This is a genomic window from Mesorhizobium shonense (assembly GCF_040545255.1).
Lineage (GTDB): Bacteria > Pseudomonadota > Alphaproteobacteria > Rhizobiales > Rhizobiaceae > Mesorhizobium > Mesorhizobium shonense.
In genome coordinates this window covers 399,697-421,034 of the sequence record NZ_JBEPLM010000001.1, presented here as the reverse complement: position 1 = coordinate 421,034, position 21,338 = coordinate 399,697, and the positions used below count along the sequence as shown (strand labels likewise).

Below are 21,338 nucleotides of genomic sequence, written 5' to 3'. Positions count from 1 at the left end.
CCTATCCGGTTCCCCGCCGCTCCAGAAAATCGTCGAGGATGGGACGCTGGCCTTTCAGGATCTTGCGCCCGGCTTCGGGAAGTGAGAACCAGCCGGCTTTGTCGACTTCGGGGAACTCCTTCATGGTGCCCGATTTTGGCGGCCATTCCATGATGAACATGTTGCTCTTGACGGCATCCGCATCGATGTCCGCTTCGACGCTCCAGGCGATCACGATCTTGCCGCCCGGCTGCTTGTAGCTGCCGACAGGCTGGAAGTCGCCGTCGATGGCGACGCCGAGCTCTTCCTCGGCCTCGCGCCGGGCAGCTTGGAGTTCATCCTCGTTGTCGTCGATGAGCCCCTTCGGGATCGACCATGCCGCCTCATCCTTCCTCACCCAGAACGGTCCGCCGGGATGGACGAGCAGAAATTCGAACACACCGGCGGTTCGCCTGTGGATCAGCAGGCCAGCGCTTCGTTGCGGCATAGGATTATCCTCGATTCCCGCGAGCATTCGAGAATAGCATGGGTATTTTGCGGCTGCCGACGGACGATCTCCCAATTTCGGCTGCGTCGGCGGATAAAGCCTGCAAGTTGCTGGCAATCGGCACCGAAACATGCTCGATCTTGCGAGGCCGGCAAGGCGCTGATTTCAATAGCCGTCTCATCGCCGCATTTGTCGGCCACGATTGGTACGGTTTTGAGGGGAAACCGCCATGTTTTTCAGCCTGATTGCCATTGCCGCGGTTATCGCTTTATTCGTCATCATTTCACGCCAGCAAACCCGCATTGCCCTGATCGAGCGCGAGCTTGGCGCGCTGCGCAGCCTGGTGCTTTCGAGTGTCCCGCAGCCCGCGCCCAAGGCTGGCGCAGCGACCGAAGGCGCGGCGGCCGAAGCGCCCGCCGCGGTGGCCGAAGCTGCCGCGCCGCCGGCAAGTGAGGCTGTCCCGGCCGAAACCGCCGCCACGACGCCCGACGCTCCCAAGGTCGACATGCCGGCCGAAGCGGGCGAGGGCACTTCGGCTGAACCCACGGGGCCGGCCGAGGCGGCGCAACCTGCCGCGCCGGCCCAGGCTGCGGCGCCGGTGGCAGCGCGCCAGACCGATGTCGAGACGGCGCTCGGCACGCGTTGGGCGGTCTGGGTCGGTGGCATCGCGCTGGCGCTGGGTGGCCTCTTCCTGATCCGCTACACCATCGAGGCCGGCATTTTCGGCCCTGGCGTGCGCCTCACCATGGCCGGCATTCTCGGCCTGGTGCTGATCGCCGGCGCCGAGTTCGTCCGCCGCACCGGCTTCAGGGTGCCGGTGCAAGGTGCTGCCGGCGCTTATATCCCGTCGATCCTGACGGCGGCCGGCGCCTTCATCCTGTTCGGCACCGTCTATGCCGCGCACGGCATATACGGCTTCATCGGCCCGGCGCCGGCCTTCACGCTGCTCGGCGCCATCGGCATCGCCACCATCGCCGCCGCGCTGGTCCACGGCCTGGCGCTGGCCGGCATCGGCCTTCTCGGCGCCATGGTCACGCCCGCACTCGTCGCCTCGCAGGCCCCCAATCCTTGGGCCTTGTTCGTCTATCTGGCGATCGTGCTTGCCGCCACGGCGGCTATCGCCCGCATCCGCGACTGGAAGGCGCTTGTCGCGGCGGCCTTCGCCGGCACCGGCATCTGGACCATCCTCTATATGACCGATGCGCCCGAGGTGAACCTCGCCTCGGTGCTGTTCATCAGCCTGGCCACGCTCGCCGTGCTCGCTTTCGTCTGGCTTGGCCTTTTCTTGGTTACTGGCCGCGACGAAGCGGAGCCCGGCTTCGACTGGCCGTCGATCGCGCCCGGCTTTTTCGTTGCGCTGACCGCGCTCGGGCTGTCGGTCGATCCGGCCTTTGCCAAGGCGGGCGATGCCTTGCATGGCGCGGTGCTGCTCGCGGCGCTTGTAGCGGTGGCGCTCTACCGGCCGCGCGGTCTGCCACTCGTCTTCGCCGCAGGCCTGGCGACGGTGCTGATCTATCTCGGCATCGTCCCGCCCGCCACCATCGGTGTCGACGCGCTGGATGTCGGCCTGGGCGCTGAGCCATTCGCGGCATCCGACGCGCTGACCTTCCGCGTCGGCATCGCGCTCGTCCTTGTCTTCATAGGAGCCGGCTTCTGGGCCGCGCGCCGCTTCGCCGCCGCGGCACCCGTTCGCGCCGCGTCCTGGGCGGCATGGGGCGTGATTGCGCCGCTGGTCGTGCTGACGGCGCTGTGGCTCACCTTCGGCGGTATCGACCGCGACCTCGGCTACGCGCTGCCGGCGCTGCTTATGGTGCTGGTCTTTGCCGGCGGCGGCGAATGGATCGCACGCAGCGAGGAGCCGCAGCTCGCCGGCGGCCCGGCTGTCTCCTTCGCGCTAGGAGGCGCCGGCGTCGCCGGCCTGTTGATCATGCATATGGCTTTCGGCTCCGGCTGGACCACCGTTCTGCTCGGCGCCGCCGCAATCGTGCCGGCGCTGGCGACGCGCTGGCGCTCCTATCCGGTGCTGGGCTGGATCGCGGTGGGTGCTGCGGTTGCCGTGCTCGGCCGCGTCGCCTTCGACCCGACCATCGTCGGCGCGGCGGCGCTGCCGAAAACGCCGGTCTTCAACTGGCTGCTCCTGGGTTATGGCGTGCCCGCGTTCGCCTTCGGCTTCACCGCCTGGCAACTGGCGCGCACCACCGACGGCCGGCCGCGGCTCGCCATGGAAGCGGCGTCGGCCCTGTTCGCGCTGCTCACCATCGCGATGCTGGTGCGCCACGCCATGCATGGCGGCGTCATCGACACCGGCCCCGTGACCCTTGCCGAGCAGGCGATCTACACGCTGATCGCGCTCGGCGCCGGCGCGATCCTCGTCGCCATCGACATGCGCTCGCCGAGCTCGGTGCTGCGCTATGGCTCGATGGCGGCAGGCGTGATCTCTGCGGGCTTGATCGTTATCCAGCATTTCGTGGTGCTGAACCCGCTGGCGACGGACGAATCGACTGGCACCATTCCGTTCTTCAACCTGTTGTTCCTCGCCTATCTGCTGCCGGCCATCGCCGCCGGCGCGCTGGCGCTTTATGTCCGCGACAAGCGCCCGAGATGGTATGCGGCGATGCTGGCGCTGGTCGCCGCGCTGCTTACCTTCGCCTATGCGACGCTCTCGGTCCGCCGCCTGTTCAAGGGCGAGTTCATAGGCTTGTGGAGCGGCCTCGGCCAGCTCGAGACCTACACCTATTCGGCGCTCTGGCTGGTCATTGGCGTCGCGCTGCTTACCGCCGGCGTCTGGCTGAGGTCGCAGGTGCTGCGCATCGCGTCTGCCGTGCTGATCGCGGTCGCGGTGCTGAAGGTCTTCCTCTTCGACATGTCGGAGCTGGAAGGCGTGCTGCGCGCCTTGTCGTTCATCGGCCTCGGCGCGGTGCTGATCGGCATCGGGCTGTTTTATCAGCGGCTCCTCACAAGGGCGGCGAGAGAGAGGTGACGCCTGCTATTTTCGGACCACGCCGCGCAGGCGGCGTTGTTCGGCAGCCTCTTTGATGAGGCCTGCAATCTTGCCGACAAATGCCGGGCTGAAAGAACCGATCGGCTTCGTCGTGACGAGATCATAAGCTTCGTCCATCCGTACGCGATCATATTCGTCGAGGATCAGCCATGACGGAAAATCGAGGCCGCCTCTGCGGCACTCGATTTCACTGATGGCGATATGCGCGCGGGACTGATCGGGCTTTGCGAGGTGAGCGGGAACAGGAAGAGCGCGGCAGGTGTTGTCGGCGTTCTGACAACAATACAGACAGGTCGTGCTTTGCGGCCGGATTCTTCTCCGGCGTCGGCCTGACCGCCCATAAATAGCAATATCGAAGCAGATCGCCGGGCTTAAACATCCGGCTTGTCGCCGGTTATGATGGACTCCAACCCTGACATGAGTTCATCGTGGACCTCGTCCGGCGCATCCTCGAGCGTGTAAGCGACGGCATGAGAAGAGCCAACGAGTTGCCGGTATTGCGTGGCCGACAGGATGATCAGCTTCTCCTTGCCGCGTTTTGTGAGCACGACAGGCTCGATCATCGCCGTTTCGAGAATTTCGCCTGACGCGCGGTTCATGTCTGAAAAGGTGAATTGCTTCATCTGTCACCTCATACGTAGTTTACCTATTATACCTATTCTACGTAATTCGGCAATCAGGCCACGTTGGGGTTGGGAATAAATCGTCATTCGCCAGCGTTGTTAAGGTGCTTGGGTACCGGAGCGGGTGGTCCGCTTCGCGCTGGCTGCTTGCGCCGCGCCGGAAAGGCGCGTTCAATCGAATGGAAAACGACCTCGAAACAAGCGGTCATGGACGACAAGAAGGCAGCGATCCTGAGCGAAATACCGCGCTTGCGCCGCTACGCACGCTCGCTGCTGCGCGACCGCGATTCCGCCGACGACCTCGTGCAGGACTGCCTGGAGCGCGCGCTTGTGCGGCTCGACAACTGGCAGACCGGAGAAAGCCCCAGGAGGTGGCTGTTTACGATCATGCATCATCTGTTCATCGACCAGATGCGCAAGGTTAACCGGCGCGGCGAGGCGGCGATGCTGCCCCTCGAAGCCGGCGAAGCCCAATCTGCGCCCGCCGATCAGGTCGAATCCGTCGCCTCGCGCGAGATCATGGATGCGCTGCAGGCGATCAGCCCCGATCGCCGCGCGGCATTGGTCATGGTCGCCATCGAAGGCTTTTCCTACGCCGAGGCCGCCAACATTCTGGGCGTGCCGGCCGGTACGCTGATGTCGCGCATCGCGCGTGGCCGTGAGGAACTGCGCGGTCTGCTCGACGACTCCTCGCGCCGCCGCTCGATAAGGATTGTAGAGCGATGACCCGGCGCGATTTCTCCGAACGCGATATCCACATGGCCCTCGATGGCGAATTGCCGAGCGAGGAGCGCACGGCCTATGACGCCTGGCTCGAAGCCAATCCCGAGATGCGGGCAAAGAGCGCCCGCTATATCGCCGACCGCGCGGCACTGCGTGCCGCTTTGGCCGGCGTCATGGACGAGCCGGTGCCAGCAAGGCTGAGGCAGGCGGTGCTTGGCGAGGCGCCGGCGAGGGCGCCTGCCTGGCGTTCGCGCTGGTGGCTTTCGGCGGCGGCCGCCGCCGTGCTGATGGTCGGCGGCTTCGGTGGTTACATGGCCGGCATCGGCGGCGGCCGGGAAGGCGGGGCGAACGACCAACTCGCCGAGCAGGCTATCGCCGCCCATATCATCTACGCCGCCGAGAAGCGACATGCGGTCGAGGTGCCGGCGAGCGACAAGGACCATCTGCAGACCTGGCTCTCCAACCGGCTGGGGCTGAAGCTGGTGGCGCCCGACCTCGCGGCCGAGGGTTTCGAGCTCGTCGGCGGCCGGCTGCTGCCTTCGGGCGAGCACGGCAAGGCCGCGATGCTGCTCTACGAGGACGCCAAGGGCGAGCGCATCTCGCTCTTCGTCACCGCCGAATCGTCCGCGACGGCCAAGGGCACTTATGCGGCCGAGGCCGACGGACCCGAGGCAGTTTATTGGCTCGACAAAGGCTATGGCTGCGCCGTCGTTGGCTCGCTGCCGCGAGAGCGCCTGTCGGAGGTCGCCAAGAGCGCCTATGGCCAGCTTCTCGCCGGTATTTCGAGTTGAACCGGCTGCGTTTTCCGCAGCCGGCAGCCCTTCCAAACAGCGATCTTGTTCAAACACTTCGTGCTTCCTTGCGGCCGCCGAAAGTGTCACAATTCAGCCCAAATCAAGGAGCGATAGCGGCTTGATGAATACCGGCGCTTCGGCTGGTGTTGCTTTTTGACCGGGGCCTTTCCGTAAACCCAATCGAGGTTCTCCCAAGCCCGCATGCCTGCCGAGATCCGCAAGGCCCGCGCGTCAGACGTCGATGACCTCGCCGCCATCGAGAAGGCTGTCTTCTCGGGCGACCGGCTTTCCCGCCGCTCCTTCCGTCAGTTCATCGAGCGCGAGACCGCCGAGATGCTGGTGGCCGAGAATGACAGCCATGTCGCCGGCTACGCTGTGGTGCTGTTTCGCAAGGGCAGCGGCGTGGCCCGGCTCTATTCCATCGCCGTCGGTCCCTTCTTCGGCAGCCTCGGCATCGGCCGCCAACTGCTGGCTGCAGCCGAGGAGGCGGCGTATGAGCACGACCGCATGATGCTTCGGCTCGAGGTGCGCGAGGACAATCAGCGCGCGATCGGCATCTACGAGCAGGCGGGCTACCGAAAAATAGGCCGCGAGCCCGACTATTACGAGGACGGCGCCACCGCGCTGCGCTACGAAAAGACGCTGCGCGGCGATGTCCCGACCGCTACCCGGGTGCCGTTCTACCAGCAGACCTGCGAGTTCACCTGCGGCCCCTGCTGCCTGATGATGGCGATGGCCAATTTCGACCGCGGCTTCGTGCCCGATCCGGTCATGGAAATCCGCCTGTGGCGCGAGGCGACTACCGTGTTCATGATGTCGGGGCCGGGCGGCTGCGAGCCTTTCGGCCTGGCGGTCGCCGGCTATGAAAGCGGACTTGCCGCCGAGATCTTCGTGTCCTTCCACGGCGCGCTGTTCCTTCAGTCGGTGCGCAGCGAGGACAAGCGCCGGGTGATGGAGCTCGCGCAGGTCGACTTCCGCCGCCGTGCGGAACTTTACGGCATCCCGGTGAATTACCGTTCGTTCGGCATCGACGACGTTCGGTCGGCCCTTGCCGAGGGCAAATTGGTCCTGGTGCTGATCAGCGGCTTTCTGATGTTCGGCAAGAAGGTGCCGCATTGGGTGCTCGCCATCGGCGACGACGGCGACCATATCCTGATCCATGATCCTTGGGTCGAGGACGAAAGGCAGGAAACGATCCTCGACGCCGCCAACATTCCAGTGCCCTACGGCATCTTCATGAACATGGCGCAGTTCGGCCGCGACGGGTTGCGCGCCGCCATCACTCTGGGAAAACGCTGAAAAAATGACCTGGGTCATCCTTACAGGCAGGCAGAACGACCTCGACCAGGTGGCGACGCCGCACAAGATCATCACCAATCGCGACTATCTCGCGCATCCGGCGTTGTTTCGCGGCCAGCGGCCGAAGGTGATCAACCTGTCGAACAATTACGGCTATCAGAGTCGCGGCTACTACGCCTCGCTGCTCGCAGGCTCCCGCGGCCACAAAGTGATCCCGACCGTCGAGACCATGATCGACCTGTCGGAGCGCAAGCTCTACGAGCACGCGTTGCCGGAGCTCGAGCTGGCGCTCAACAAATGCCGCAAGGATCTCGGCGGCACCTTCCCGTCGAAGGTCGCGGTCTTCTTCGGCATCGGGCCGTCGAAAGTGTGGGACCGCTTCACCAAGCTGCTGTTCGACTGGTTCCGCGCGCCGGCGCTCGAGGTCCACATCAAGGACAGCGCCGAATGGGCCTCGATCCGCAAGATCGGCTTCCTGCCGCTCGCCCGCATGACCGACGAAGAGGAAGCCTCCTTCCTGCAGTGCCTGGAGACCTACACCAACCGCGAATGGCGCGACACCAAGGGCCGCACGCCTGCGCGCTACACTTTCGCGACGCTGGTCGATCCGCATGAGGAACTGCCGCCGTCGGAGATTTCCTCGCTGCGCTACTGGGCGAGGATCGCCGAGAAGATGGGCGTCGAGGTCGAGCCGATCACCAGGAAGGACCTCGCCAAGCTTGCCAATTACGACGCGCTGTTCATCCGCGAGACCACCTCCATCTCCAACCACACCTACCGTTTCGCCCGCCGCGCCCAGCAGGAAGGCATGCCGGTGATCGACGACCCGCTGTCGATGATCCGCTGCACCAACAAGGTCTATCTCAACGAGTTGATGACCTACAACAAGGTGCCGGTGCCGCCGACGGTGATGATTGCCGGCACCTCTGATTTTGAGCTTGCCGCGCAGACGCTGGGCTTCCCGCTGGTGCTGAAGATCCCGGATTCGTCCTTCTCGCGCGGCGTCAAGAAATGCGAGAATTTGGCAGAGCTCACCAAGCTCGCGACCGAGTGGCTGGAGGATTCCGATCTCCTCATCGCGCAGAAATTCATCCCGACCGAATATGACTGGCGCGTCGGCGTACTCGGCGGCCAGCCGTTGTTTGCCGTGCATTACCTGATGGCGAAGAAGCACTGGCAGATCGTCAACCACAAGGCCAACGGCAAGCCCGACCAGGGCGGCATCAAGACCTTCACGCTGAAGGCGACGCCGCCGCATGTCGTCGAGACGGCGGTCAAGGCGGCAAGCTGCATCGGCGACGGGCTCTACGGCGTCGACCTCAAGGAGACCAAGGACGGCGTCTTCGTCATCGAGGTCAACGACAACCCCAATCTCGACCATGGCTGGGAGGATTCCGGCGAGAAGGACGAGCTCTGGGTGCGGCTGACGCAATGGTTCCTGGAACGCCTGGAGCGGCCGGGACGATAATCATTTTGGGGGCAAAGATGCTGTTCTTCGTGATCGAGGATTTTAGAGGTTGCGACCGCAAGGAGATCTACCGCCGCTTCCGCGACCGGGGCCGGCTGAAGCCCGACGAGCTTGTCGTGCACCATAGCTGGATCGCCGGCGATATGAGCCGCTGCTTCCTGCTGGTGGAGGCCGATGACGTTACGCTCTTGCAGCGCTGGGTCGTCGAATGGGCGGATCTGGTGGAGTTCGAGATCGTTCCGGTTGCGACCAGCAAGGACATGGTCGCGGCGTTGGCCGGGCAGCTTTGAAAAATTCGGTGGCAGTGCGCGGCGCAGCGGGTAAGTCGGAAATTATTGCACTGTCACCGTAATTCCATCAATGTTTATGACCGCAAAGCCAGTGCATCCCTTGGCCATCAAGAGATCGCCCTAGCGCGCTAAATCGATTTGGTGAAACAATGGTCAATTTTTATTATCAATTATTTCTTAAACAATGGAAAAACCCGATATACGACTATCAGCGCAGCCATAAGAATGCCAGCGCCTATTGTGATATATCTCAAAATCAATAGTACTTCCATCTGCCCTGACGTTACGTAGACAACAATACCCTTTACGTAATATGGTATGACAAGATGATTTTTCGGATCAGGCACCCTTGGGTACCCTACGTACGTATTATCAAGTATTGCGTTAGAAAACGCAGCAGCAATCCATGTTGCTATAATTGCTATTATCGCCGCATCCTTCATCCGTTTTAGCATATTTCACCTTTATTCAAATGGATCATAGACTCCGGTAAAGGTTGCCGCTCCAGTAAAAGATGCTCCTGCCGCTCCCCCTAGCGTTACACCTCCGCCAGTCACCTGACCATGCGGGCTTGATCCAGTAAAGTAGTCCATGGAACCGCCAAGTCCAAGTCCACCATGGCCACTAATGTTACCAAACCATCCCCTCAAGTCACCGATTGTCTGTGCATTTGAGAATTGAACGCTAAGGCCGCCCTCTACATCTGCTCCAACTTGGAGTCCGCCACCTCCATAGGTATAGAACCCAATATGTCCTTGAGTATCTATTGCTATACCCACACCGCCCGGAGCTGCGACCCCGGTTGGAATCCAATTGCCGGCAATTCCGATCTGCAGTGTGCAGAGCCCGGTCAAATCGATCCCATTTGGCGGAGTATTGCCTACATAAACATATAGGTTTTTGGCGTCGCCCGTCTCGGTTAGCGGATCACGTGAAAGCCAGCGCCCAACTACCGGATCGTAGGCCCGATAGAGGGTCAGCGATAGTCCGCTTTCAGGGCTTGAGAACATCCCCGCGTAGCCGAAGTCGGTCACTGGAGCTGCAGTCTGCAGCGGATTGCCGAACGGGTCGAAGGCGTAAGCAGGTGCAAAGCTGGTGCTGGCGAAGGCGCGACGCACGGAACCCGTTTGATCGATGCCATAATAGTAGGATTGCGCTGGTGAGCCAGGAAGGAACTCCCCCTCTAGATAGTATTCACGAGCTATGGAATTGCTCGCATCCCTCGCCTGGCAGGGGTGCCAACCGCACCAGATGTAGGAAGTTGTGATCGCACTCCCTCCGCCCGAAGGTGTACTTGTGATAGCAACCCGTTGGCCCAATCCATCGTATGTAAATGCTGTCGCCTTACCTGGCTGTGCTGGATAGCCTATCCCAATCAGGCGATTGTTGGCGTCCCAACTATAAGTCCGTTGCCCATCCGAGAGTAAATTCCCGTTGGCATCATAGCTCAGGGCCTGCCCAGATAAGTTAGTTAGTTGATTGAGATTGTTGTAGCCGGCCGTCTGCGTGCCCGCACTCGGATAAGCGGCGGAACTGTCACTAGCCTCGGCGATAGCTATAGTCATATTTTCTGGCAAGCTCGTGTAGTCGTAGGTCGAGAACTGGCTTGCCGATAATCCCACATTGCCAATTTGCGCTAGCCGCCGGTCACCGGAATTAGGAAGATAGCTCCAGCTTGTCGAAAGGGTGGAACTGGCAAGCTGGCGGCTAGTGATTTGGCCAGTTTGGCCAAGGTAGCTTAGCGTGAAAGCCCCAAGATCGCTCGCGTGAGCGGTCAGGCGGCCGATCGCATCATAGCCAAAAGTCTCGGGGCCCGCGCCAGCTATGACACGCGACGTCGGTCGCCCTAACTGATCGTATCCGTAGGCAACGACGCCGTTTGACAGCGGGCCGCTCTCCTGTTGGAGCTGGAGAGCTCCTTGGGCGAAAGGCGCGACGTAACTGAATTGAGTTGTTCCGGTGCCGTCGGTCATCGTCGCGAGACGCGGAAAGTAGGTGTCGTAGGCAAACGTCACATTCGGCGTTGGATTTACCGAATTGAGGTAGGTGATACCAGCCAGGCGGTTGTCCTGTGAATAGCTAAATTGCTTGATTTGCCCCAAGGCGTCGAGCACGGACTTCAGCCGGCTTGTCGTATTCTCATATGTGTATGTGACAGTGCTGCTGTCAGCAAATGTCTTTTGTTTTAGCCGGCCCTGGACGTCATAGGTCCAGATCGTGGCGTTGGTCTTCGGATCGGTGAGGCTGGCGAGCTGGTCCAGGCCGTCGTAGCTAAGGAGCGTCTGGCCACCCAGCGGATCTGTGACCTTCGTCAGGCGTCGATTGGCGTCATAGGCATAGGCCCATACCCTGTTCAAGCGGTCCGAGCGAGAGATTAGATCAAGTTTGTCATAGCCAAAGAGATCGGCGGTTCCATCGGGATACGTTATTTTTATCACCCGATCAGCCGCGTCGTAGTCGTAAGTAAGCGTCCAACCTTCCGGGTCGGTAAACGTGCGAACGCGATCGAAGCCGTCATAGGTGTAGGTCGCCGCAGTGGCGTTGTTCGCGTTCGTAATCGACATCAGATTGGCGGACGAGTCGTAGTGATATGTCGTGGTGTGCCCCAACGGGTCCACGGAGGAGGTCATTTGTCCTGCCGCATTGTAGGTGTAGCGCCACATCTGACCAGCCGCATCCGTATAGAACAGCGGACGGTGATGGTTGTTGTAGATGTACTGGGCGATCGTGGTTTGAACACCAGCCTGCGTCGTCTGGCTGACCGCGGCGAGGTCGACCTGATTGGCATAGGCGTATGATGTCGTGCGCCCAGTCGGATCAATGGCTTGGGTGAGATTGAAGAACCCGCTCGTGTCGTAGGAGAACTTACTGAGTTGCGTCGTGCCATCATCTAGGACACGGCCGATCGCTGTCGGCTGGCTAAACGTCCCGCCATATATGCTGCTCGCCTGACCAGGGTAATTGTACCAGATACGATTCTCGAGCGGATATTTGACACTCTCGATTGCCGTGCCTTTGATCGAGGAATTCGGCATGTGAACAAAATGTCGAATCCGGGCCTTGGTGTAGTCGCAACCGCCAGTCGGGGTGCAGCCCGCAGCCACGTAGGCGTCCTTGTCCCAATGGAAGCTGTTGCGATAGGTCAGATAATTGTTCCTCACCGCCATGCCTTGCGGCACAGTGCTTGCCGGATCGCTGTTCGGAATAGCCGAGGGCTCCAGCCATTCCTCACGCTCGTGGTATCCAAGCGGGTCCGCCACCTCGACAAAGCGAGGAGGGCTGCTGGTTCCCGGCGCCGTATAGGCAAAGGTCGTCGTGCCATAAGGTGTCGTCAACGAATTGACGAGCGAATTGGCATCATAGGTGAAGCTGGAGGTCAGACCGATGATGTCGGTGATCGAGCTCAGTCGACCGTTGGCGTCATAGGTCAGCATCGCGCTGCGGCCAAACGGATCGGTGATCTTCGTGACAAGAAGGGGCCGCCCGGCTAATCCATAGGTAAAGGTCGTCAGACGCCCGACGGCATCAGTCAGGGAGATCACCCGCTGCTGGCCGTCATAGGTCAGCGTGAGCGCGTTGCCTTGTGGATCGATGACCTGGCTCAGGAAAACCCGGCGAGGATAGGCTGTCGCACCATCGGACTGAGCGTAGATTTCGGTGCTGCCATCACGCAACTGACGCCGGTAGGTGATGGGCGTGCCGGAGGCACGGACGAGAATCGAACCATCATCATCCTGGGCGGCAAACGTTCCCTCATTTGCATCGTACCCCAGGTAGTAGAATGCTCCGCCGCCGCGCATGTAGCGAGATACACTGGCGCCCGGATTGGTGGGATCGTCAGTGACATATGACAGCCAACTGATCGTCCATTTGGGGCTGACGTTGAAGAAGCTAAAAACCGCCGGCTGACTATCTTCGCGTTGATTGTAGCTGATCTCGACCTTCGCCGAAGGACCAACAGGTGGCGAATAGCCAACCGGTGTGTCCGACAAAGATACGGCGACACTCGATTCCTTGATGTTGTATCCGCAAAGCGGCGCACACTGATAGATTACCTTTGACTGCGTTTCGGGCCCCTTGCCATCGGACGGACTATTGGGGCCATTGGCACCGTTAGGGCCATTTGGTCCATTGGGACCATTCGGTCCGTTAGGGCCATTCGGACCGTTAGGGCCATTCGCCCCTCCATCTGGTCCATTCGCGTTGGGATCGTTCGCGCCGCCAGGCCTCGTCTGATTGGTAGGCCCTTTCCCCCAAATCGCGGATGCTTTCTCTGTATCTACCATTTTCCATTGGGGATCGGTGGGAATATCAGCGGGGACAAGGAAATAGCCGCTGGCCTCGGCATCGAGCGCGGCTTGCGTCACCCAAAGATCAGACCCCGAGAACACCGAGTCCCTGACATGAAACCGGCCGTTCGCCTGACCAACGATCGCCGCGAAGTGTCCAACCTTCCAGTGGACGATCGACGGCACAGGGACAACTTGCCCCTGGTTGGCGCAGGATCAGGCGATGCGCCAGGCTAGCCTTGTCGGCAAGTCGTCCGACCTCGGCTAGGCTCGTTCCTGTGCTTCCTGCCCGGTACCATTGAAGGAAGTCGACTTTTTCGGGGCTGACGTTTCGGGCCAGCATCAGTTGCTTCAGCGCAAGCGGGCCGCAGATAAACAGATGCCTGGGGTCTTTCGCCGTGAGGTCGAGTTCCTCACGCGCGTTTTGAAACGCTTCCGTCGCTGAGCCTGTTATTGGCCGCTGTCCAACTTCTTCAAACAGTGCGGCCAGCTGTTCATTGCGACCGAGATTTGCATACAACTGCGCCAGTTCGCCAATTGCACGGTCGACCAGAGCTTTGGCGCGAGGGTCCGTCGCTAATTTGCCTGTCAGCCATGCCTTCTGCCAGGCGTCGATCGCACGCGAGAAAAATCCGTCATGCAGATAGGAAAGGCCCAAATTGGTCCACAATGCCGGCGCCCACATGGAATGTGGGTTCTGGGACAGAAATGTCTCGATGCTGCTGCGGTCGCCAGGTTGGCTGCGCTGCTGATATGAATTCAGAGCCTGCTTTAGGGCTTCGTCCTCCGCTGGGCTGCTGGGTCCGACCGCGACGAGTGGTTCCTCGAAGTGCGAGGTTGCGATGACGGCAGTGACGGGTTCGGAACTGGCAATGATCGCAGCCCGCGCTGGCAGGAGCAGTCCGGGAAGAAACAGCAGACTTACCGCGAGCCCGACCGCGGCTGGCGTTGACCACCTGAATGCCCTCATCGTTCCGTCTCCCGGAAATTTCCACCCGGACCGGCCTGTTTAGCCGCGCTGTGCCTGGAGGTGATCACAGGCAAACAAATCCTGCGCCCCAGTTCGAATTATGGTGTCCATTTGAAGCAGCCCCAGGCGCTAGATCCCCAGACCGCCGTCTGCATTGAATTGACCTGCGACGTCCGATTGCCGTTCGCATCATAGGTGTAGGCGACGCAGAGCCCGTTATCGTAGAGGGCCGTGGCGACACGGCCGAGCAGGTCATATCCATAATTGACGGCGCTGTTGGCGAGCGCAGGACTTGCCAATTCAACGACCATCGCAGCTGCCGCCAACAGCAGCAGCTTCCCGCGCCGGCCCTGAGGGATAACCATCGATCTTCCCCTACCTGACATTTCAAACCGGAACCGCATCTACCAATGTGTCAGTGGAGCTCGCGGAATGACGCCGCCACCGCTCGGAGCTGTTTCGACGACGATGCCCACGCTCAGTTTCGATGACTGGAACCCCGCGATCTCGACGATCACGCCCGGCGACAGTTTCGACGATTGAAGTCCCGATCCTTCCGTGACAATACCGGGTGAAAGCTTCGACGATTGAAATCCTGAGCCCTCCACCACAACGCCGGGCGAGAGTTTCGAACTCTCAAAATTCGAATCTGCAAACACGGCTGCTGTCGTCGCGCATAGAAGGACGGCGCCAACAATGATCCCGAGCGCTCTCATGGTTTCGTCTCCTCCCCGACGTTGAAACCGACAGCGCTGAAATCGGACACAGTCCAGGGCGCGCTGGTGGCCGGATTCACCGTCTGGATGTAGTTCGAGATGTTGGAGAAGCTTGGGAGAGCTGCAAAATCCGCGGAGGTGTAGTCCGTACCACCTGTGCGGGTCACAAAATCAAAATGTTGTGGACCACTGGTTCCGACAAGCGCCCGGGCGCTCATCACCAACGCAAGCACGTTGTACGAGCCAGCCGGGATCGTGCCCTTGATCGTGCACTCATGTGTTGTGTTGGCTGTTCCGGAATACCCGTAATTGGCGTCGTTGTTGGCTATAGCGTTCCAGATTGCGGAACAGACATTCGTGCCAGAAAATCCAACAGTATTTCCATTGGCGAGCGTGTTGGCTGTGAACCGGGACATCGCCCGCGTGTCGGTCGTCGCGACGATGACCTCCGACCACTCGCCCCTTCCGTTGCTGGTACCGCCTTGCACATTGCTGACCGAGGAGAATTCGATCTGATTAAGAGTGGTCGCACCATCCCCGTTCGTGACATCCCCAGTGTAGCTGCAGACTTGCTGGCTATTGTTGTAGAGACGAATTTCGCCGGAAGTTCCGTAATTTACATAGAGATCGATCTGGGTCAGAGCGGTGTTAACCGCTGACGAGCAAGTTACAAGATCGGTGAACGTACCCGAAGACGTGCGCGAAGAAACCTTAACTTGTCCGGCCGTGCCAGTCCCGCGTACGATCAGGGTTGGGTTCCCGTTGCTGTCCATAACGCGGAGCATCTGCGCGTTCGCAGCTGTCGTTGTATTGCACATGCTGGAGTAAACATTGCAGTATTGGGCATGTACCCAAATCGTTGGATTGGCAGAAAACGGAGAGGTAGCAAAACGATTGGCCGCAGGATCCGAAATTGAACCATAGACCTCGTAAGCTGACCGAGCCCAAGCCGGCCTGAAGGTATAGGTTGTGGTCGAGACAGTGCAGCTACCGCCTCCGTTGCATATAAAATCCACATCCTCCCCACCCGAGTACAGCAGGGTTGCTGACGTCCCGGTAGCGGAGACAAGCGTCGCCAAGAGAATGGCGAATAACCCGAGTTGCAACCGCAGTCTCATGCTGTCCTCCTGATTGTGCTCCGTGCGGTAGCGCACTCAAATCGCTTCGTGCCGGCCCGTCGACTGGTCCTATGCACCGTCGCCGGTGATAATGACGTTGGCCGCCGAGCCTCCGACGTTCCCGTCAACGAAGAGCCCAAGGATTGCGTATTGCCCATAGGTCTTGGTGAAGCTGTGGGCGGAATGCTGAGTGGCGCCCACGCCGGCGTTGACCGTGACCTGTCCACTACCGCCCTGCTCGACAGCGACGGCACATCCTGCAGGCAGGCTGTTGAGCGTTGTGAGGGTGATGGCTGAGTTGCTGGTGAACAAGATCGTGGTCCCGCAATCGATCGCTGCGAGCGTGTAGGATGTGCCGCTCTTGGTCGTGACGGCGCCCACCACTGGCCCGAAGATTTGGGTGCCGGACCAGGTATTGCCACCGTCGAGAAATGGCAGGGTGTGGCCGGACGTGCCGGTGCTCGGACCGTTCGACGCCGCGGTCAGTCGCCCTTTTGAATCGACCGTAATGTTCGACAAAGAGTAGCTGCCAGCTGTCACAGTCGTCGGACCGAGACTGAGCACGTTGCTGCTCAACTGCATGTCGCTGCCAAGCGATGTCCAAGCCTCCGGATTCGTGCCGCCGCCGCCGGACGTCAGCAAATCTCCGGGGTTGCCGGCTGTTGCTGGAAGATTGAAGTTGTAATCGGTCGCGGCGCTGGGGTTTTGCATCGTTATGACGCCGCCGCCAGGACCGCTGAACTGCCTTGTCGGACTTGGCGCCTCAACGAACTCGCCGGTATTCAAGCAAGTTCTTAAAGCCTCGTAGTCGGCCATGACTTGTGTCGCGTCGGTGACTTGGCCATTGGTGAACGAATATGGCAAGGTTGGGCATTGCGCTGCAGCCGGAGCCGCGTCCAACGCAAAAAGACCTACAATTCCAGAAAAAAATATCAGTGCGGCATTCCACTGCATGGCGCCGGTTCCTGTTGCTTACAAATGAAAGAACTTAATTTATGCGTAGCAGACAGTATTACTTCGAACAATTACAATTTTATTTTAGATAATGTGCATATACGTTTCGGAGTTTATTAAATTAAAACAACAACATAAGCATACGCGGTCCATGAGAAACGATTTGCATTCTCTTCTTGGCGCATTACTTGGGCCTCCCTTTCACGGAAATGTGATGCGGTCTCGCAAAAGGCGTGCCCTTGACGGCCCAACGTCGACCTTTGCCTTGCCACGACCCTCGAAAACGGTATCGATCAAACTTCCCGACGCTATCGCCAGCCCCTCAGCCGGCCCGTTCCGTGGAATTGCGCTGCAGCGCGCCCCTCGATGGCGACGATCGACAGCCCGGCGCGCAGGCCGAGCCCCATTTCGATGCGCGTCAGACCCCGCGTCACCTCGGCGCCGAGACCTCCCGCTCCGACAAGGCCGGCCAGCGCGACCATGGCCAGCGAGAGAAGGATGCACTGGTTGGTCGCGGCTTTGGCCGGGCATCTTTGACTAGGCGATCAGCGCCGGAGATCTGACCGCACGCACGCATTCCTCGATCAGCCATTCGCGGAATGCCGTCACCACATCGCGCCTTGCGCTGCGTTCGGGGATGGTCAGGCAATAGGGCTGGCGCAGTTCCAGTGCTCGGGCGACGGGCCGGAGCAGCCGGCTGTCTTCCAGCGCCTGGGCACAGTAGATCCCTTGCACCAGCGCTACGCCCAGCCCCGATATGGCAAGGTCGAGTGCTGCCCGCGACGAGTTGGCGGAGAGGCCGCGCCGTGCCGCCCGCCCTGGCTCGATGCCCGCCGCCTCGAACCAGTCGCGCCAGGATGGAAAGGAGGCGCCGGTCGGTCCCCAGTCGGTGTGGATCAGCGGCAGGCCGGCGAGGTTTTCGGACTTGATTGCGCCGGCAAGGCTCGGCGCGCAGACGGGATAGACGGCGTCCCGGACGATCTCCTCGGTGGGGTGCTCGCGATAATGCGGGCCGTAGGAGAGCCGGATGTCGATCAGCTCATGCTCGAACGGCACCGGATCGTCGTCGCCTCTCAACGAAATGTCGGCGGCGCCGTGGCTTGCGACAAAGCCGGCAAGGCGCTCGGAAAGCCAGCCCATCGCCATCGACGGCGGCACCGAGATGACGAGTCTGGGCCGGAACGCATCGCCGCCGCGCGCGACGCTGCCGATTTCCTGGAAGGCCATGGTGAGCCTGGGCAGTATCTCGACGCCGGCCTCGGTGAGCACGACGCGCCGGTTGATCCGGTGGAACAGCTTGCGGCCCAACTGCTCCTCGACGGTGCGGATGAGTTGGCTGACGGCTGCCGCCGAAACCGACAGCTCTTCCGCGGCCGCGGCGAAGCTGCCGGTGCGAGCCGCAGCCTCGAAGGCCTGAAGTCCCCGCAGCGATGGAAGTGCGACCATGGCAACCAGAAAGATAAGTTCAGCTTATCTATTTTGCAGAATTCCTCGTTTTTCGAAAGGTTTCTTTCTGCGGTAGGGTAGTTTCATGAATGCAATCGGCCGCACCGAACCCGTCGACCATCGCGATGTCATCGCCTCGCTGAGCAATGAGGAGCGCAGCCGGCTGACCGGCAAGTCGGATTGGCCGGGCCTCCTCCAGTTCGCCCTCCATCTCGGCGCCATAGTCGTTCTCGGCGCGCTGATCGCGGCCAAGGTGCCGTTCTGGCCGCTGCTGATGCTGCCGCAGGGCATATTGATCGTGTTCCTGTTCACCCTGCTGCATGAAACGGTGCACAGGACGGCGTTCGAGAGGCAGTGGCTGAACGATGCCGTCGCGCGGCTGTGCAGCCTGGCGATCGCGCTGCCCGCCGACTGGTTCCGCTATTTTCATTTCGCCCATCATCGCTTCACCCAGGATCCGGAGAACGATCCGGAACTGGCCTCCCCGAAGCCGGAGACCTTGCGGCAATACATCGTCCATGTCTCGGGCCTGCCGGTGTGGTGGGGCCACTTCAAAACGCTCTGCACCAATGCCAGCGGCCGCTGCCGCGACGGCTATGTGCCGCCGAAGGGTTTGCCGAAGGTGCAGGCCGAGGCGCGGGCAATGATCGCCTTCTATGTCGTGGTCCTGGCGCTTGCCGTCTGGTTCAAGGCAAGCGTGCTGCTTTATGTCTGGATCGTGCCGGCGCTGCTCGGGCAGCCCTTCCTCAGGCTCTACCTGCTGGCCGAGCATGGCCGCTGCCCCTTCGTCGCCAACATGCTCGAAAACAGCAGGACGACGCTCACCAACTGGCTGGTGCGCAAGCTCGCCTGGAACATGCCTTACCATGCCGAGCACCACGCCTACCCGGGCGTGCCGTTCCATCAGCTGCCGGCATTCCATCGGCTGATCGAGCGGCATCTCAAGATCGTCGAGCCCGGCTATGTGAGCTTCCACGAGAAATACATCGAGACGCTTCGCTGACCGCCGGCAGAAGCGTTCGGCATCAGCCGGATTGGCGCAGCTTTTCCCGCGAGCGTAGCAGCCGGCTCATCTCGGATGCCTTGGCCGGTACGCCGATCAGAAAACCTTGCGCCTCGCCACAGCCGGCCTTGCGCAGCATGTCGAGCTGCGCTTCGGTCTCGACGCCTTCGGCGGTGACGGTGATGCCGAGCTCTGTCCCAAGCCCGATCACCGTGCGCACGATCGCCGCCGTGTCGCGCTTGTCGAGGTCGTGGATGAAGGAGCGGTCGATCTTGATCTTGTCGACCGGGAAGCGCCGCAGATAGCCGAGCGAGGAATAGCCGGTGCCGAAATCGTCGAGCGCGATGCGGACGCCGAGCCCGCGCAGCTGGCGGAGCGTCTTCAGCACTTTATCGCTCTCGTCCATCATCACCGTTTCGGTGATTTCGAGCTCGAGCCGGCTGGCCGGCAGGCCGGAAAAGGCGAGCGCCGAGATCACGCTGCGGGCAAAGCCGCCGCTCTTGATCTGGGCTGCCGAGACATTGACCGCCATGCGCACGTCCCGCGGCCAGCCCGCCGCCGCGCTGCAGGCCTTGCGCAGCGCCCAGTCGCCGAGCTGCACGATCAGCCCGGTCTCCTCGGCCGCCGCGATGAAGTCTTGCGGCGACACCAGCCCGCGCGACGGCGAGCGCCAGCGCATCAGCGCCTCGGCGCCGACGATGTCGCCGGAGGCGATGTCGAGGATCGGCTGGAAATCCAGCTCGAATTCGCGTTTGGAGAGTGCCGCCTCGAGATCGGCTTCGAGCGCCAGGCGCTCCCGCACCATGGCGTCCATGCCGGGCTCGAAGAAGCGATAGATATTGCGTCCCTCGCTCTTGCCCCGGTAAAGCGCCATGTCGGCGTTGGTCAAAAGCGTGTCGGCGTCCTGCCCGTCGCCGGGGTAGAGCGCGATGCCTAGGCTGACCCCGACATGCATCTCGCGACCCTTGTCGCGATAAGGCTTGCCGATCACCTCGACGATGCGTTTGGCAAGCTTTTCGGCATCGGCCGCGCCCCTGACGTTGGACTGGATGATGGCGAATTCGTCGCCGCCGAAACGCGCCACCACGTCCTTCTCGCTGCGCAGGCAGCGCTGCAGGCGCTCGGCCACGCATTTCAGCAGCCAGTCGCCTGCCGGATGCCCGAAGGTGTCGTTGACCGCCTTGAAGCGGTCGAGGTCGAGCGAGAAGATCGCCAGAGGCGCGACCTTGGGCTCGCTTAGCGCCTGGTCGAGCCGTTCGCGGAACATCGAGCGGTTGGGCAGGTTGGTCAGCGTGTCGTGGTGCGCAAGATGCGTCATGCGCTCTTCGGTGCGGCGCCGCTCGGTGACATCGTCGAAGGTAACCACCCAGCCGCCGCTCATTGGCTGGCGGACAACCAGAAACGTTCTGCCGTCGGCAAGATAGCGGTAAGCCGACTGCATCTTGCCCGCCCGAAGGGCGGCTTCGGTCTTGGCGACCTCGCTGTCGACGTCGATCTTGGTGTAGATGCCGAGCTCCAGCAATCGTTCCAGCGCGTCGCGGTGCGTCGTTCCGAACGGGAAATCGGCCGCGGCGACCTTGTACAGCTCCAGGAAACGCTGATTGCGCACGATCATCTTGCCGTCGGCATCGTACATCAGCAGCCCTTGCGACATGTTGCCGAGCGCTGCGTCGAAGCGGCGGTGCTGCTCCTTCAGCTCCTCTTCGGCGCGCCGTTGCTCGGTGACGTCCTCATAGATCGACACCCAGCCGCCGGAAGCCAGCGGCCGGTGCGAGATGACGATGATGCGTCCATCCGCCAGCGTCTCCTCATAGGTCGAGGGCTTGGCGCCGTCGATATAGGGCTTGCGGACGGCGTAGAGTTCTGCAGCACTTTGCGAAGCGATGCCGATATCGACACTGTGCTGCAGGATGTCGAAGAAGCGGATGCCGGGCTTCATCACCTTGGCCTCGAGGCGGAAGAGGTCGATGTAGTTTCGGTTGCAGATGATCATCCGCTCTTCGGCGTCGAACATGCACAGGCCATGCGACATGTTCTCGACGGCGGCCGAAAAGCGCTCGTTCTGCGCGCGAAGTTCCTCAGCTATTCGTCGAGCCGGGCCAATACCGGTTGCTTTCCGCTTGCCTGCGGCCGAACCAGCCTTGACATGAGCGAGGGGCATGAGCGCGCCTGCTGACC

Annotated in this window: 19 protein-coding genes and 1 pseudogene; 8 read left to right on the top strand and 12 right to left on the bottom strand. The window is 61.3% G+C overall.

Annotated features, from left to right (window positions below; translation table 11 throughout):
- Nucleotide 1: 1 nt before the first annotated feature.
- The gene (locus ABID26_RS02350) at nt 2-466 is read right to left on the bottom strand and encodes an NUDIX domain-containing protein (RefSeq protein WP_292301633.1); all 465 of its coding nucleotides are present in this window, start codon (nt 464-466) and stop codon (nt 2-4) included.
- A gap of 38 nt (nt 467-504) precedes the next feature.
- On the opposite strand from ABID26_RS02350, the gene ABID26_RS02345 reads away from it, so the two are divergent.
- Together ABID26_RS02345 and ABID26_RS02340 are read left to right on the top strand one after the other, a co-directional pair.
- On the top strand, nt 505-711 hold the full coding sequence (locus tag ABID26_RS02345) for a hypothetical protein (RefSeq protein ID WP_126101206.1): 207 nt from the start codon (nt 505-507) through the stop codon (nt 709-711).
- Nucleotides 696-3,446: a DUF2339 domain-containing protein gene (locus ABID26_RS02340; protein ID WP_292371564.1), complete on the top strand. Its 2,751-nt coding sequence runs from the start codon at nt 696-698 to the stop codon at nt 3,444-3,446. Before ABID26_RS02345 ends, ABID26_RS02340 begins: the two co-directional genes overlap by 16 nt.
- 6 nt (nt 3,447-3,452) lie before the next feature.
- Here ABID26_RS02340 and ABID26_RS02335 read toward each other — a convergent pair whose 3' ends face one another.
- Nucleotides 3,453-3,584 (bottom strand): hypothetical protein, encoded by a 132-nt coding sequence (locus tag ABID26_RS02335; protein WP_281058883.1) that lies wholly within the window; start codon nt 3,582-3,584, stop codon nt 3,453-3,455.
- Between the two features lie 254 nt (nt 3,585-3,838).
- Entirely contained in the window at nt 3,839-4,090 is a 252-nt protein-coding gene (locus tag ABID26_RS02330) for a type II toxin-antitoxin system Phd/YefM family antitoxin (protein ID WP_126101203.1), read from the bottom strand.
- 207 nt (nt 4,091-4,297) lie between these two features.
- Between ABID26_RS02330 and ABID26_RS02325 the strand changes: the two genes are divergently transcribed.
- The 5 genes from ABID26_RS02325 to ABID26_RS02305 all read left to right on the top strand — a co-directional run bounded on the left by ABID26_RS02325 (nt 4,298) and on the right by ABID26_RS02305 (nt 8,664).
- The gene (locus ABID26_RS02325) at nt 4,298-4,816 is read left to right on the top strand and encodes an RNA polymerase sigma factor (RefSeq protein WP_126101202.1); all 519 of its coding nucleotides are present in this window, start codon (nt 4,298-4,300) and stop codon (nt 4,814-4,816) included.
- Nucleotides 4,813-5,604, top strand: coding sequence for an anti-sigma factor family protein (locus tag ABID26_RS02320; RefSeq protein WP_292301530.1), 792 nt, complete (start codon nt 4,813-4,815; stop codon nt 5,602-5,604). The genes ABID26_RS02325 and ABID26_RS02320 overlap by 4 nt, the downstream gene beginning before the upstream one ends.
- 204 nt (nt 5,605-5,808) lie before the next feature.
- Nucleotides 5,809-6,906, top strand: coding sequence for a peptidase C39 family protein (locus ABID26_RS02315; RefSeq protein WP_292301528.1), 1,098 nt, complete (start codon nt 5,809-5,811; stop codon nt 6,904-6,906).
- A 4-nt stretch (nt 6,907-6,910) separates the two neighbouring features.
- Nucleotides 6,911-8,374 carry a RimK family protein gene (locus ABID26_RS02310; protein WP_059189113.1) on the top strand — a complete coding sequence of 488 codons (1,464 nt, stop codon included), beginning with the start codon at nt 6,911-6,913 and terminating at the stop codon, nt 8,372-8,374.
- 17 nt (nt 8,375-8,391) lie between these two features.
- Entirely contained in the window at nt 8,392-8,664 is a 273-nt protein-coding gene (locus ABID26_RS02305; RefSeq protein ID WP_292301525.1) for a DUF3303 domain-containing protein, read from the top strand.
- A gap of 464 nt (nt 8,665-9,128) precedes the next feature.
- Here the strand turns inward: ABID26_RS02305 and ABID26_RS02300 are convergent, their stop codons facing one another.
- The 8 genes and pseudogenes from ABID26_RS02300 to ABID26_RS02265 form a co-directional block, all read right to left on the bottom strand.
- On the bottom strand, nt 9,129-13,139 hold the full coding sequence (locus tag ABID26_RS02300) for an RHS repeat domain-containing protein (RefSeq protein WP_354413636.1): 4,011 nt from the start codon (nt 13,137-13,139) through the stop codon (nt 9,129-9,131).
- Nucleotides 13,039-13,923: a tetratricopeptide repeat protein gene (locus ABID26_RS02295; protein ID WP_354413633.1), complete on the bottom strand. Its 885-nt coding sequence runs from the start codon at nt 13,921-13,923 to the stop codon at nt 13,039-13,041. The genes ABID26_RS02300 and ABID26_RS02295 overlap by 101 nt, the downstream gene beginning before the upstream one ends.
- A gap of 98 nt (nt 13,924-14,021) precedes the next feature.
- Nucleotides 14,022-14,288 carry an RHS repeat domain-containing protein gene (locus tag ABID26_RS02290; protein WP_292301522.1) on the bottom strand — a complete coding sequence of 89 codons (267 nt, stop codon included), beginning with the start codon at nt 14,286-14,288 and terminating at the stop codon, nt 14,022-14,024.
- 39 nt (nt 14,289-14,327) lie between these two features.
- Nucleotides 14,328-14,639 carry a hypothetical protein gene (locus ABID26_RS02285; protein ID WP_292301520.1) on the bottom strand — a complete coding sequence of 104 codons (312 nt, stop codon included), beginning with the start codon at nt 14,637-14,639 and terminating at the stop codon, nt 14,328-14,330.
- The gene (locus ABID26_RS02280) at nt 14,636-15,757 is read right to left on the bottom strand and encodes a hypothetical protein (RefSeq protein ID WP_292301518.1); all 1,122 of its coding nucleotides are present in this window, start codon (nt 15,755-15,757) and stop codon (nt 14,636-14,638) included. The genes ABID26_RS02285 and ABID26_RS02280 overlap by 4 nt, the downstream gene beginning before the upstream one ends.
- Before the next feature lie 69 nt (nt 15,758-15,826).
- Nucleotides 15,827-16,711: a hypothetical protein gene (locus ABID26_RS02275; RefSeq protein ID WP_292345080.1), complete on the bottom strand. Its 885-nt coding sequence runs from the start codon at nt 16,709-16,711 to the stop codon at nt 15,827-15,829.
- 308 nt (nt 16,712-17,019) lie between these two features.
- Nucleotides 17,020-17,223 (bottom strand): annotated as a pseudogene (locus tag ABID26_RS02270) (hypothetical protein); the annotation flags it as partial.
- 25 nt (nt 17,224-17,248) lie between these two features.
- A complete protein-coding gene (locus ABID26_RS02265) occupies nt 17,249-18,157 on the bottom strand; it encodes a LysR substrate-binding domain-containing protein (RefSeq protein WP_292345081.1) in 909 nt (302 codons plus the stop codon).
- Nucleotides 18,158-18,242: 85 nt separating this feature from the next.
- On the opposite strand from ABID26_RS02265, the gene ABID26_RS02260 reads away from it, so the two are divergent.
- Nucleotides 18,243-19,160: a fatty acid desaturase family protein gene (locus ABID26_RS02260; RefSeq protein WP_292301513.1), complete on the top strand. Its 918-nt coding sequence runs from the start codon at nt 18,243-18,245 to the stop codon at nt 19,158-19,160.
- 22 nt (nt 19,161-19,182) lie between these two features.
- On the opposite strand, the gene ABID26_RS02255 is transcribed toward ABID26_RS02260, so the two are convergent.
- The gene (locus ABID26_RS02255; protein WP_292301511.1) at nt 19,183-21,321 is read right to left on the bottom strand and encodes a putative bifunctional diguanylate cyclase/phosphodiesterase; all 2,139 of its coding nucleotides are present in this window, start codon (nt 21,319-21,321) and stop codon (nt 19,183-19,185) included.
- Between the last annotated feature and the right edge of the window lie 17 nt (nt 21,322-21,338).

Bases quoted from the DNA above. Each gene is read 5' to 3' on its own strand.
- ABID26_RS02350 (WP_292301633.1), bottom strand. From the start codon at position 466: ATGCCGCAACGAAGCGCTGGCCTGCTGATCCACAGGCGAACCGCCGGT.
- ABID26_RS02345 (WP_126101206.1), top strand. From the start codon at position 505: ATGGGTATTTTGCGGCTGCCGACGGACGATCTCCCAATTTCGGCTGCG.
- ABID26_RS02340 (WP_292371564.1), top strand. From the start codon at position 696: ATGTTTTTCAGCCTGATTGCCATTGCCGCGGTTATCGCTTTATTCGTC.
- ABID26_RS02335 (WP_281058883.1), bottom strand. From the start codon at position 3,584: ATGGACGAAGCTTATGATCTCGTCACGACGAAGCCGATCGGTTCTTTC.
- ABID26_RS02330 (WP_126101203.1), bottom strand. From the start codon at position 4,090: ATGAAGCAATTCACCTTTTCAGACATGAACCGCGCGTCAGGCGAAATT.
- ABID26_RS02325 (WP_126101202.1), top strand. From the start codon at position 4,298: ATGGACGACAAGAAGGCAGCGATCCTGAGCGAAATACCGCGCTTGCGC.
- ABID26_RS02320 (WP_292301530.1), top strand. From the start codon at position 4,813: ATGACCCGGCGCGATTTCTCCGAACGCGATATCCACATGGCCCTCGAT.
- ABID26_RS02315 (WP_292301528.1), top strand. From the start codon at position 5,809: ATGCCTGCCGAGATCCGCAAGGCCCGCGCGTCAGACGTCGATGACCTC.
- ABID26_RS02310 (WP_059189113.1), top strand. From the start codon at position 6,911: ATGACCTGGGTCATCCTTACAGGCAGGCAGAACGACCTCGACCAGGTG.
- ABID26_RS02305 (WP_292301525.1), top strand. From the start codon at position 8,392: ATGCTGTTCTTCGTGATCGAGGATTTTAGAGGTTGCGACCGCAAGGAG.
- ABID26_RS02295 (WP_354413633.1), bottom strand. From the start codon at position 13,923: ATGAGGGCATTCAGGTGGTCAACGCCAGCCGCGGTCGGGCTCGCGGTA.
- ABID26_RS02290 (WP_292301522.1), bottom strand. From the start codon at position 14,288: ATGGTTATCCCTCAGGGCCGGCGCGGGAAGCTGCTGCTGTTGGCGGCA.
- ABID26_RS02285 (WP_292301520.1), bottom strand. From the start codon at position 14,639: ATGAGAGCGCTCGGGATCATTGTTGGCGCCGTCCTTCTATGCGCGACG.
- ABID26_RS02280 (WP_292301518.1), bottom strand. From the start codon at position 15,757: ATGAGACTGCGGTTGCAACTCGGGTTATTCGCCATTCTCTTGGCGACG.
- ABID26_RS02275 (WP_292345080.1), bottom strand. From the start codon at position 16,711: ATGCAGTGGAATGCCGCACTGATATTTTTTTCTGGAATTGTAGGTCTT.
- ABID26_RS02265 (WP_292345081.1), bottom strand. From the start codon at position 18,157: ATGGTCGCACTTCCATCGCTGCGGGGACTTCAGGCCTTCGAGGCTGCG.
- ABID26_RS02260 (WP_292301513.1), top strand. From the start codon at position 18,243: ATGAATGCAATCGGCCGCACCGAACCCGTCGACCATCGCGATGTCATC.
- ABID26_RS02255 (WP_292301511.1), bottom strand. From the start codon at position 21,321: ATGCCCCTCGCTCATGTCAAGGCTGGTTCGGCCGCAGGCAAGCGGAAA.